Here is an 11535-nt window from a genome sequence, read left to right as displayed (position 1 = left end):
GTCATCACCCGGAGGTGAAGGCCAAATGGCGAAGAATCCCTGGACCCCTCGCCCGGCTCAGACCTAAGTGCTTGATTTTCAAGCCGCTTCAGCGTCTGCGCCGGAAGTGGGGCGCATTATAGGGGAGTTTCGGAACAGGTCAACAGGTTATTTTCAGAAAGGCCAAGAAAGAAAGGGGGCTGCTTATGCAGCCCCCTTCTTATAGACCCCTCGTGCCGCTAGCCGCGACCGATACGGCGGTTACGCCAGAGGGTGGTGAAGGGTCCGGAAACCGCGTAGGCCAGGAAGCCCAGCAGCAGGACGCGCGGCGGGTCGGTGAAGACCACGGCGAAGACCAGTACGGCGATCAGGATGACCACGAAGGGGACACGCCCCTTCAGGCCCAGGGTCTTGAAGCTCCAGTACTTGAAGTTGCTGACCATGAGCATGCCGGCAGCGGCCACCATCAGGGCCACCAGCAGAGACAGCTTGGAGCCCTGGATGCCGAAGTCACTGAAGCACCAGACGGTACCGGCCACCAGGGCAGCCGCGGAAGGACTGGCCAGGCCGATGAAGTAGCGCTTGTCCACCGAACCGATCTGGGTATTGAAGCGGGCCAGACGCAAGGCAGCGCCCGCTACATAGATGAAGGCGACGGCCCAGCCGACATTACCCAGGCCGCTCAGGGCCCACTGGAAGGCCAGGATCGCCGGCGCTACGCCGAAGGCGACCATGTCGGAGAGCGAATCGTACTGTTCGCCGAAGGCGCTCTGGGTATTGGTCATGCGGGCGACGCGACCATCCAGGCCGTCGAGGACCATGGCAATGAAGATGGCGGCGGCGGCGGCCGAGAAACCGGCGGAGGCGATGTCGTATTGCCCCTGGATGAAGGCGGTCTGAGCCGCGACACCCTTGATGATCGAATAGAGGCCGGCAAAGAGTGCCGCAGTGGTGAAGAGGTTGGGCAGCAGGTACACGCCACGGCGTCTGATCTTGCGCCCTTGGGCGTCCTGCGTCTCCTCGATGTGTTCATCCACGGGGATGAGGCCGTCGGTGGCGGTGTTGGACGGGGTTTCTTCGGGACGCTCGCTCATGGATTTTCCTTGGGCATTACCTGACGGATTGGACTGACCCGTTAAGGATAGGGTTCAGCCTAACCTCCCATGCTAAGGCATTGCCGGGGTCGTGGGCAGTGCAATAAAAAACGCGGCCGAAGCCGCGTCTTTTACCGCTCGTTACAGGGCTAATGCCCTGCCCGATCAGTTCTTGGTCTTGTCGACGATCTTGTTCGACGCGATCCAGGGCATCATGGCACGCAGCTTCTCGCCGACCTGCTCGATCGGGTGAGCCGCGTTGTTGCGACGGTAGGCGGTCATGGAGGCGTAGTTGGACGCGCCCTCGGCCACGAACATCTTGGCGTACTCGCCGTTCTGGATGCGCTTGAGCGCATTCTTCATGGCGGCGCGCGACTCGGCGTTGATCACCTCGGGGCCGGTCACGTACTCGCCGTACTCGGCGTTGTTGGAGATCGAGTAGTTCATGTTGGCGATGCCGCCTTCGTACATGAGGTCAACGATCAGCTTCAGCTCATGCAGGCACTCGAAGTAGGCCATTTCCGGCGCGTAGCCAGCTTCGACCAGGGTTTCGAAACCGGCCTTGACCAGCTCGACCGCACCACCGCACAGCACGGCCTGCTCACCGAACAGGTCGGTTTCGGTCTCATCCTTGAAGGTGGTCTCGATGATGCCGGTACGGCCGCCGCCGACGCCGCAGGCGTAGGACAGGGCGACGTTCTTGGCATTGCCGGAAGCGTCCTGGTGGACGGCGACCAGATCAGGGATGCCGCCGCCCTTGACGAACTCGGAGCGCACGGTGTGACCCGGGGCCTTGGGCGCGATCATGATGACGTCCAGGTCAACGCGGGGCACGACCTGATTGTAATGGATGGCGAAACCGTGGGCGAAGGCCAGGGTGGCGCCCTGCTTCAGGTTCGGCTCGATCTCGTCCTTGTACAGCTTGGACTGGAATTCGTCGGGGGTCAGGATCATGACCACGTCGGCGGAGGCGACCGCGTCCTTGACCGGCTTGACCGTCAGGCCATGGGCCTCGGCCTTGGCCACGGTGGCCGAGCCACTGCGCAGGCCGACGACGACGTCGACGCCGGAGTCCTTCAGGTTGCAGGCATGAGCGTGGCCCTGGGAGCCATAGCCGATGATGGCGACCTTCTTGCCCTGGATGATGGAAAGGTCACAGTCTTTGTCGTAGTAAACGCGCATTGCAGGTTCTCCTGGAAAAGGGGGTATCAGATGCTCAGGGCTTTGTCGCCACGGGAAATTCCGGTCACGCCGCTACGCACCACCTCGAGAATGGACGCGGCGCCGATCGCCTGGATGAAGCTGTCGATCTTCTCGCTGGTGCCCGCCAGCTGAATGGTATACACGCTGCTGCCCACATCGACGATCTGGCCGCGAAAGATATCGGTGGTGCGCTTGACCTCGGCGCGCTGGGCGCCGGTGGCCTTGACCTTGATCAGCAGGAGTTCGCGCTCGATATGGGCGCTCTCGGACAGGTTGACCAGTTTCACCACCTCGATGAGCTTGTTGAGGTTCTTGGTGATCTGCTCGACCGTCTCTTCCTGGCCGATGGTGGTCAGGGTCAGGCGCGACAGGGTCGGATCCTCGGTCGCGGCGACCGTGAGGCTTTCGATGTTGTAGTTGCGCTGGGAAAACAGGCCGACCACGCGGGACAGGGCGCCGGGCTCGTTTTCCAGCAGCAGGGAGATGATGTGTCTCATGTTCAGGTCCGCTCCGTCTTGCTCAGCCACATGTCGCGCATCGCGCCGTCCTTGATCTGCATCGGGTAGACGTGTTCGGTGTTGTCCACGGCGATGTCGAGGAAGACCAGGCGATTCTTCATGGCGAAGGCCTCGGCCATCATCGGCTTGAGGTCTTCCAGACGCTCGATGCGCATGCCGACGTGGCCATAGGCCTCGGCCAGCTTGACGAAGTCCGGCAGGGATTCCATGTAGGAGTGGGAGTAGCGGCTGCTGTACTGCATGTCCTGCCACTGGCGAACCATGCCCAGGGCACCGTTGTTGAGGCAGACGATCTTCACCGGCAGGTCGTACTGCATGCAGGTGGAGAGTTCCTGGATATTCATCTGCACGCTGCCTTCGCCGGTGACGCAGGCGACGTCGGCGTCCGGGAAGTTGAGCTTGACGCCCATGGCGGCCGGGAAACCGAAGCCCATGGTGCCGAGGCCGCCGGAGTTGATCCAGCGATTGGGCTTGTCGTAGCGGTAGTACTGGGCGGCGAACATCTGGTGCTGACCCACGTCGGAGGTGATGTAGGCATCGCCCGCGGTGACGTCGTACAGGGTCTCGATGACGGTCTGCGGCTTGATGATGCTGCCGTCGCCCTTGTCATAGGGGAACATCTCGCGGCCGCCGCGCCATTCCTCGATCTGCTTCCACCAGGCGGCCTGGCTTTCGGCGTGGGGCTTCTCGCTCAGCTCGCGGACCACGGCGACCATCTCGGTGAGGACGCTGTCGACCGGACCGACGATGGGCACGTCGGCCTTGATGGTCTTGGAGATCGAAGCAGGGTCGATGTCGACGTGGATGATCTTGGCGTTCGGGCAGAAGCGTGTGGCGCCGTTGATGACGCGGTCATCGAAGCGCGCACCCACGGCGAGGATGACGTCGCTGTGGTGCATGGCCAGGTTGGCCGGGTAGCTGCCGTGCATGCCGAGCATGCCGAGGAACTGGCGATCGCTGCCCGGATAGCCGCCAAGCCCCATCAGGGTATTGGTGACCGGCAGGTTGAGCAGGCGCGCCAGCTCGGTGAGGGCCGCGGAGGCACCGCCGAGGATGACACCGCCACCGGCGTAGAGAACGGGGCGCTTGGCCGCCACCAGCATCTCGATGGCCTTGCGGACCTGCCCGGAATGACCGCGCTGCGCCGGATTGTAGGAGCGCAGCTTGATCTTCTTCGGATAGACGTATTCGAACTTCTTGGTCGGATCGCCCATGTCCTTGGGGATGTCGACCACCACCGGACCGGGACGTCCGGACTCGGCGAGGTAGAAGGCCTTCTTGAGGACCTCGGGGATCTCGGAGGGGTGCTTGATGATGAAGCTGTGCTTCACGATCGGCCGGGAGATACCGACCATGTCGGTTTCCTGGAAGGCGTCGGTGCCCACCATGTTGCTTGGCACCTGACCGGACAGGACCACCATGGGGATGGAGTCCATGTAGGCGGTGGCGATGCCGGTGATGGCGTTGGTCGCACCGGGGCCGGAGGTCACCAGGACCACGCCGGCCTTGCCGGTGGCACGGGCATAGCCGTCGGCCATGTGGGTGGCGGCCTGTTCGTGACGAACCAGGATGTGGTTGAGCGCCGGTTCCTTGAACAGGGCGTCGTAGATGTGCAGCAGGGCACCGCCCGGGTACCCGTAGATGTGTTTCACGCCCTCGTCGCGCAAGAAGCGGACGACCATCTCAGCGCCAGTTAATAGCTCCACGTATCACCTCATTCCACGCATGGCGAGCGCCCATTGGTGGACGCTCAAGGTTCGGTTGACTGCAAGGCAGAGCATGGGCGACGGTGGTCACCGACGATTCAGCTGCCTAGAAAGCCTTGTTGGAAGATTCCGATGAATGCTGGAGCTTCCACCCGACGCGAGGTAACGCGGTGCAGGGTATTTGACTGTGGCGGCGCGGGTAGGCACCTCATGGTCTGCCGAGCAGTCAGCTTTGGGCCGACTCGCTACAGCGAACTTTGGATTGTTCGCATTCGACCGGTGCAAGTCAAGCCGAAAGGTGCAACCGGGCGCAATCGATCGTCGCCGATCAGTCGTGGTGAAAAGCTCGACGTCTCCTCTTATAGTGAAGTCCTGTCCTCTCCCCTTCCAGGATTCCCATGCGCTCGATCTTCTTGCTTTCCGCCCTGGCTTTCGCCTGCAGCCTGTCCGCCCAGGCCGCACAGGTCTACAAGTGGACCGACGACAAGGGCGTCACCCATTTCAGTGCCCAGCCGCCCGAGGGCCAGAAGGCCAACGAGGTGGACGTGAAGACGGCGCCGCAGATCAATGGCGGTGGCAGCGCACCCACCTACAAGATGCCCAACGGCGCCCAGCAGCCGTCGGTGTCCAACGATGCCCAGCAGCAGGAGCTGGATCGCCAGGTGAAGGCGCAGGTGCGCGAGGAGCAGAACAAGCTCAAGGGGCAGTGCGACCAGGCGCGCCAGAATCTGGCGCAGCTGCGCAACAATCCGCGCATCCTGGTGCAGTCCGGTCGTGGCGAGACGCGCCGGCTGAGCGAAGAGGAACGTCAACAGCGGTTGGCCGAGACCCAGCTGTCCATCGAGCAGAACTGCGGCAAGTAGCTCAGGGGCTTTCGATGATGCGGTCGAATTCGGCCAGAGACGCGAGCAGGGGCAGGACCGGATCGAGATTGCCCTGGTAGACCATCTCGGCCATCGGCCGGATGCCCGAGCGCGCCGGCAGGACCGCATCGCTTTCGATGATCAGCTTCATCCGCGGCACGAAGATCCACTGCAGCCACTGGGCGAAGCTCAGGGTATCGACGCAGAAGGGCTCCTGGCTGGCCAGGGCCTCGGCGCTGGGCGCCTGCGCCGACCACCAGCCGAGCAGGCGCAATTCACGCTCGATCTGTAGCAGCTGATCGGCCAGGGCGGGCAGGCGCTCGTCCATCAGGTGCCCACCTGCGCCTTCTGCCGGGCCAGGGCAGCCCCGGAAGCATCGCCCTGGGCTTCGCGGGCCTGGGCGATCAGCTGCCAGAGACTGGCCTGCAGGGCCGGACGACCATTGGCGTAGGTCAGGGCGCGACGGGCCAGTTGCTCGCCCTGGGCCGGGTCGTTCTGCGCCAAGCGCACCTGGGCCAGACGATAGAGTACCTGGGGCTCGCGCGGGGCGATGCGCTGGGCGCGCTCCAGGCTCGAGGAGGCGCCGTTGAGATCGCCACCGCTCTGCTGTTGCTGGGCGGTGGTCAACAGGGCCAGCACCGGACCGTCGAGTTGTTCGTCGGCAGCCAGGCCGCCACCACTGGAATTGCTGGTGGAAGGGATGCCGGTCGGCGCCGTACTGGCGGCTACGGAGCCGCCCTGGGTGGCGGGCGGATAGACCGGCTGCGAATAGCTGGGCTGCACCGACGCCTGGGCGGGCGGCGCGCTGGGGCTGGACGAGGTGATCAGCGGCGCCGAGGCCGCCGGCGCGGCATAGGTCTCCAGGGGCGCGGAGCTGCCGCCCGGCACCATGACGGTCACCCCGGAATCGGCCGGCACGCTGGACGCGGCGGCCACGGGGGCCTGACGTTGCGCCGGCAGGGGCCGGTTGTTGCCCTGGCGATAGAGTTCGCCGTTGGACACCGGACCGCCGGAATCGACCACGGGGATGGCGCCACGCTGCGGCGCGGCGCAACCGGCGAGGAGAACACCGGCGATCATCACCGGCCAGACTGCTTTCGTCACCTTGGGACCTCTCAATTCAACCAACCCTTGACCCAATCCATGACTGGATTGCCGCCATTACCGGTGCCGCCGGCGGCGGGTGCGGCCGGCGCGCCACAGGAGGCACCCGGTGGCGGCTCACTGCCGCGAATATAAGGCATCTGCACGGCATTGGGGCACGAGGGATCAGTGCCGCGGCCGGTGGTGGCATCGACCCAGGCCTGGGTGATGTTGTCCGGCACCGGCATATCCAGGGAGACCGGATCGGCGCGACGCATGAAGTTGCTCCAGACCTGCAGGGCGCCGGTCGCACCGGTCAGCGGTGTCTTGCCGTTGTCGTCGCGGCCCAGCCAGACCACCGCCAGCAGATCCTGGCTGAAGCCGGAGAACCAGCTGTCGCGGGAATCGTTGGTGGTACCGGTCTTGCCCGCGAGGTTCACGCTGGTGGGGATCTGGTTGTAGACCGAGCGGCCGGTGCCCTCGCGCATGACGCGCTGCATGGCGTACTGCACCAGGTAGATGGCGCCGGTATCGAAGCGCTGCTCGATCTGGAACGGATAGCGCTTGAGCGGTTCGCCATTGGCGTCGAGCACGCTGCGGATGCTGCGCAGCGGCGTATTGAAGCCGCCATTGGCCAACGTCTGGTACATGGTCGCCACTTCCATGGGCGTCAGGGCGCCGGCGCCGAGCAGGGTCGCCGGGTATGGCGGCAGGGCGCGACTCACGCCCAGGCGCTCGACGGTCTTGAGCACCTCGGGCAGCCCCAGGTCCAGGCCCAGGCGCGCCGTGGAGAGGTTGTAGGAATGCGCCAGTCCCTGATAGAGAAAGATGGTGCCGTGCGCCTTGTGCTCGTAGTTCTGTGGCCGCCAGACCTGGCCGTCGGCGCCTTTCACCGAGAAGGGCTCGTCCTGGATCAGGGTGGTCAGGGTGTACTTGCTGGGGCGTTCCAGGGCGGTGAGATAGACCGCCGGCTTGATCAGCGAGCCGACCTGGCGCACCGCATCGAGGGCGCGGTTGTAGCCGGCGAAGCGTGGGTCGCGCCCGCCCAGCAGCGCCTGGACCTCACCGGTTTCCGGATTGGTCACCACCATGGCCGACTCGACGTTTTCCGCACCCTTGCGGCCATCGATGCGCTTCAAAGCCTCGGCCATGGCCGCTTCGGCCTTGGTCTGCAGGATGGGGTCGAAGCTGGTGAAGATGCGCAGCCCTTCCTCGGTGAGGTCTTCGTCGCGGTAGTCCTGCTTGAGCTGGCGCTTGACCAGGTCGACGAAGGCCGGGAAGGAACTGTTGGTCAGGCTGCCGGCCTTGGTGATGCCCAGCGGGCGGGCCTTGGCGGCCTCGGCCTCGGTGGCGCTGACCACGCCCTGCTCGGCCATGAGGTCGAGTACCAGGTTGCGGCGGGTCATGGCGCGCTCGGGATAGCGACGCGGGTTGTAGTAGGACGGGCCCTTCACCAGACCGACCAGCAGGGCGACCTGATGCAGCTTCAGTTCGCTGAAGGGCTGGCCGAAGAAGTACTGGGCGGCCAGACCGAAGCCGTGGATGGCGCGCGAGCCGTCCTGACCGAGGAACACCTCGTTGAGGTAGGCCTCGAGGATCTCCTGCTTGCTGTAGTGCAGCTCCAGCAGCAGCGCCATCAGGGCTTCGGTGCCCTTGCGGGTGATGCTGCGCTCGTTGGTGAGGTAGAAGTTCTTGACCAGCTGCTGGGTCAGGGTACTGCCACCCTGGCGCACCTGACCGCTGGTGGCGTTGACCCAGACGGCGCGCGCGATGGACTTGGGCGAGACGCCGTGGTGATGCCAGAACTCGCGGTCCTCGACCGCCACCAGGCCATCGACCAGGTGCGGTGGCGCCTGGTCGAGCTTGATGAGGATGCGATCCTCGTTATGCGCCGGATAGATGCCGCCGATCATCAGCGGCTCCAGGCGGGCCACGGCGAGATTGCTGCCATCCAGGGCACTGACGCCGGAGACGGTGCCGCCGGCGAAGCGCACGCGGATCGCCCGGGCCGGCTCGACGCCTTCGTAGAACTGGAAGCCGCGGGTGTTCAGCTCGACCGTGGAGGCACCCACGGAGACGCTGCCGGGGCCGTCCACGGTCTTCTCGCGGCGATAGCCGAGGGCCTCGAGTTCGGTGAGGAAGTCATCACGACTGAGCTTGACGCCATTGAACAATTCCAGCGGCCGGGCATAGACCTTGGCCGGGATGGTCCAGCGCTTGCCGGAGAATTTTTCCTGGACCACGGCATCCAGATAGATGCATACGCCAGCCAGGGCTACCAGCGCGACCAGACCAAGCTTGACTGCCCAGCCGGACAGACGGCGCCAGTCAAAGGTCTTGCGCTTGCGGGAACGAGAGGATCGGGGTCGCTTCATGGCGGCGCATTATACGCACTTGCCCGGTGGCCGACAGCGGCCCACAAGCGCTTCGTCAGCTGGGGTTCACGGATGCCCCTTCCCGGTGTCGTGGCTTGCGTGGACCGCCCTGGCAGCGATAATGCCGCCATCCATTTCCTACAAGGACCGCCCGTGAGCCAGCTCCTGATTTCCGCCCTGCAGAACCCGGCGCTCTATCCCCACCCCACCTCGGCGTTCCGGGTCATCGAAACCCATATTTCCTGGGTCGTGCTGACCGGCGAGGTCGCCTACAAGATCAAGAAGCCGGTGAACTTCGGTTTCCTCGACTTCACCGACCTGGAGGCCCGCGGTCACTTCTGCCGTGAGGAGCTGCGCCTCAATCAGCGCCTGACCCGCGATCTCTACCGGGACGTGGTGGCCATCACCGGCAGCGAAGGCGCCCCCGAGCTGGATGGCAGCGGTCCGGTGATCGAGTACGCCCTGCGCATGCGCGAATTCCCCCAGAGCCAGCTGCTCAGCGAGGTGCAGCAGCGCGGCGAACTGACCGAGGCGCACATCGATGCCCTGGCCGCCCAGATCGCCCGCTTCCACCTGGCAGCACCCCAGGTGGCGACCGAGCATCCGCTGTGCACCCCGGACGCCGCCATGGCGCCGGTACGGCAGAATTTCGAGCAGATCCGCGCCATGCTCGGCGAAGCGGCCGACCTCAAGCAGCTCGACCAGCTGGAAGCCTGGGCCGAAGCCAGCTACGCCCGCCTGCTGCCGCTGTTCGAGGCCCGCTGCCGTGACGGCTACATCCGCGAATGCCATGGCGACATCCACCTGGCCAACGCCACCCTGCTCGATGGCGAGGTGGTGCTGTTCGACTGCATCGAGTTCAACGAACCCTTCCGCCTGACCGACACCATGGGCGATGCCGGCTTCCTGGCCATGGACCTGGAAGACCGTGGCCTCAAGGCGCTGAGCAACAGATTCGTCAACGCCTACTTCGAGGCGACCGGCGACTATGCCGGTCTTGCCCTGCTCGACTTCTACAAGGCCTATCGGGCCATGGTACGCGCCAAGATCGCCCTCTTCCGCCTGGGCCAGGCCGAGGCGCCGGCGCTGCGGGCCGAGATCCTCGCCAGCTATCGCAGCTACACGGCCCTGGCCGAGGGCTACACCCAGGTGCCCCAGCCCTTCGCGGCGGTGATGCATGGCGTCTCGGGCATCGGCAAGAGCACCGTGGCCCTGGCCCTGGTCGAGGCGCTCGGCGCCATTCGCCTGAGATCCGATGTCGAGCGCCAGCGCCTCTATGCCGACAGCGACGAGGCTACCCGTTACAGCGCCGCAGCCGGTGAAGCCACCTATGCGCGCCTGCACGAGATCGGCGCCCAGGTGCTGGCGGCCGGCTATCCGCTGGTGCTCGACGCCACCTATCTCAAGCAGGCCCAGCGTGCCGCGGCCCAGACCCTGGCCGAAGCCCAGGCCGCACCCCTGCTGATCATCGACTGCCAGGCGGACGACGAACTCATCGCCCGCTGGCTGCAGGAGCGCCAGGCCGAGGGGACCGATCCGTCCGAAGCCACCCTCGCGGTGGTGGCGGCCCAGCGCCAGGCCCAGGATCCGCTCGAACCCGCCGAGCAGGATCGGGCGCTGGTGGTGGAGCTGGGGCGCACGGGACAGCTGGAGGCCCTGCCGACTCGCCTGCTGCGCCGCCTGGGTCGCGCCTAGGCCTGATCACGACCTCCTGTGAGGCAGAACAAGCGTTCCGTCACAGCTCGCGGAGTTGTGGATTTACGGTCGCCGACGAGCCGCTTATCGTGCGACCCACGTCACAACCTCTGCGTAACAAGAAGGAATTGGCACCATGTACCTCATCGGCGATCAGCCTCCCTATGTCGATCAGCTGCGTCAGGCGCTGCAGGCCATTCCGGCGCGACTGGTCAGTGGTGTGGCGCCGAGTCGGCAGCCCCTGCAGCTGAGTCCCGCCGCCCTGCTGCAGGACTGGATGCGCAATGACGAGGTCTATCTGATCCAGCGCGGCCCGCTGCGGGTGGTGCTGGATCAGCGGGCGCTGTTCCAGCTCGGCGAGGGCGATCTGATCGGCCTGGGGCGCACCCTGGATCTGCCGACCCTCAACTACGAGAGCGAGGCCGACGTGCGGGTGCTGCCCTACGACCGCGAGACCTTTCTCGCGGCGGCCACCGCCACGCCGGTCCAGCGCGATGCCCTGCTGAGGTACATGCTGGGACAGCAGGCGCTGCTGGCCCAGGCGCTGATCCGGCTCAAGCCGCCGGTCACCCAGCCCGCGACCGGCTTTCGTCGCTATGCCGCCGGCGAGGTCATCATCCGCCAGGGCGACTCCGCCGAGCATGTCTTCGTCATTACCGAAGGGCATGCCGAGGCCTGGGTGGATGGCTGCAAGGTCGGCGAGGTGTGCCAGGACGAGATCGTCGGCGCCCTGGCGGTCTTCACCCATACGCCGCGTACCGCCAGCGTCATCGCCAAGACCGTCTGCACCGTGCTGGTGATTCCCCAGGATCAGTTCGTCTCGTTGATGGAGACCACCCCGCGCATCGCCCACAGCCTGATCGAGAACATGGCACGCCATATCGATACGCTGAACAAGGAAGTCACCCGCCTGCGCGGTGCCCCGGAGCGGCCCGCCGGCAGTAATTAAGAAATATTCTCGAATAGGCTTGACGATGGAATGAGAATTGTTATTATTCAACTCAGCCGGTCGCGAGATC

At 65.2% G+C, this 11535-nt stretch carries 10 protein-coding genes; 3 read left to right on the top strand and 7 right to left on the bottom strand.

Going from position 1 to position 11535, the window contains the following annotated elements; all coding sequences use genetic code 11:
* Positions 1-218: 218 nt before the first annotated feature.
* From pssA to RCF34_RS15600, 4 genes are all read right to left on the bottom strand, one after another.
* Complete coding sequence (gene pssA / locus RCF34_RS15615) at positions 219-1073, bottom strand: CDP-diacylglycerol--serine O-phosphatidyltransferase (protein ID WP_308708963.1); 855 nt, start codon at positions 1071-1073, stop codon at positions 219-221.
* Between the two features lie 165 nt (positions 1074-1238).
* On the bottom strand, positions 1239-2255 hold the full coding sequence (gene ilvC, locus RCF34_RS15610; protein WP_308708962.1) for a ketol-acid reductoisomerase: 1017 nt from the start codon (positions 2253-2255) through the stop codon (positions 1239-1241).
* A gap of 26 nt (positions 2256-2281) precedes the next feature.
* Positions 2282-2773, bottom strand: coding sequence for an acetolactate synthase small subunit (gene ilvN, locus RCF34_RS15605; protein WP_007159690.1), 492 nt, complete (start codon positions 2771-2773; stop codon positions 2282-2284).
* A gap of 2 nt (positions 2774-2775) precedes the next feature.
* Entirely contained in the window at positions 2776-4500 is a 1725-nt protein-coding gene (locus RCF34_RS15600; RefSeq protein WP_308708961.1) for an acetolactate synthase 3 large subunit, read from the bottom strand.
* Between the two features lie 398 nt (positions 4501-4898).
* Here RCF34_RS15600 and RCF34_RS15595 point away from each other — a divergent pair, with 398 nt between their 5' ends.
* Positions 4899-5363, top strand: a complete 465-nt coding sequence (locus tag RCF34_RS15595; protein WP_308708960.1) for a DUF4124 domain-containing protein — start codon at positions 4899-4901, stop codon at positions 5361-5363.
* A gap of 1 nt (position 5364) precedes the next feature.
* On the opposite strand, the gene RCF34_RS15590 is transcribed toward RCF34_RS15595, so the two are convergent.
* The 3 genes from RCF34_RS15590 to mrcB are packed head-to-tail and all read right to left on the bottom strand — an operon-like array spanning position 5365 to position 8821.
* Positions 5365-5691: a YqcC family protein gene (locus RCF34_RS15590; protein ID WP_208693665.1), complete on the bottom strand. Its 327-nt coding sequence runs from the start codon at positions 5689-5691 to the stop codon at positions 5365-5367.
* Positions 5691-6467 carry a tetratricopeptide repeat protein gene (locus RCF34_RS15585; protein WP_374941187.1) on the bottom strand — a complete coding sequence of 259 codons (777 nt, stop codon included), beginning with the start codon at positions 6465-6467 and terminating at the stop codon, positions 5691-5693. Before RCF34_RS15585 ends, RCF34_RS15590 begins: the two co-directional genes overlap by 1 nt.
* Positions 6468-6478: 11 nt before the next feature.
* On the bottom strand, positions 6479-8821 hold the full coding sequence (mrcB, locus tag RCF34_RS15580) for a penicillin-binding protein 1B (RefSeq protein WP_308708959.1): 2343 nt from the start codon (positions 8819-8821) through the stop codon (positions 6479-6481).
* A gap of 153 nt (positions 8822-8974) precedes the next feature.
* Between mrcB and RCF34_RS15575 the strand changes: the two genes are divergently transcribed.
* Both RCF34_RS15575 and RCF34_RS15570 read left to right on the top strand, forming a co-directional pair.
* Positions 8975-10516, top strand: a complete 1542-nt coding sequence (locus RCF34_RS15575; RefSeq protein WP_308708958.1) for an AAA family ATPase — start codon at positions 8975-8977, stop codon at positions 10514-10516.
* 136 nt (positions 10517-10652) lie between these two features.
* A complete protein-coding gene (locus RCF34_RS15570; RefSeq protein WP_308708957.1) occupies positions 10653-11465 on the top strand; it encodes a cyclic nucleotide-binding domain-containing protein in 813 nt (270 codons plus the stop codon).
* Positions 11466-11535: the final 70 nt, after the last annotated feature.

Origin of the sequence: Pseudomonas sp. 102515 (genome assembly GCF_031085165.1) — a bacterium.
In the GTDB taxonomy this organism is placed as follows: Bacteria; Pseudomonadota; Gammaproteobacteria; order Pseudomonadales; family Pseudomonadaceae; genus Chryseomonas.
Note: the sequence above shows the minus strand (reverse complement) of the source record. Positions and strands in the feature narration are given on the sequence as shown.

Bases quoted from the DNA above. Each gene is read 5' to 3' on its own strand.
- mrcB (WP_308708959.1), bottom strand. From the start codon at position 8,821: ATGAAGCGACCCCGATCCTCTCGTTCCCGCAAGCGCAAGACCTTTGAC.
- ilvN (WP_007159690.1), bottom strand. From the start codon at position 2,773: ATGAGACACATCATCTCCCTGCTGCTGGAAAACGAGCCCGGCGCCCTG.
- pssA (WP_308708963.1), bottom strand. From the start codon at position 1,073: ATGAGCGAGCGTCCCGAAGAAACCCCGTCCAACACCGCCACCGACGGC.
- RCF34_RS15590 (WP_208693665.1), bottom strand. From the start codon at position 5,691: ATGGACGAGCGCCTGCCCGCCCTGGCCGATCAGCTGCTACAGATCGAG.
- RCF34_RS15570 (WP_308708957.1), top strand. From the start codon at position 10,653: ATGTACCTCATCGGCGATCAGCCTCCCTATGTCGATCAGCTGCGTCAG.
- RCF34_RS15595 (WP_308708960.1), top strand. From the start codon at position 4,899: ATGCGCTCGATCTTCTTGCTTTCCGCCCTGGCTTTCGCCTGCAGCCTG.
- ilvC (WP_308708962.1), bottom strand. From the start codon at position 2,255: ATGCGCGTTTACTACGACAAAGACTGTGACCTTTCCATCATCCAGGGC.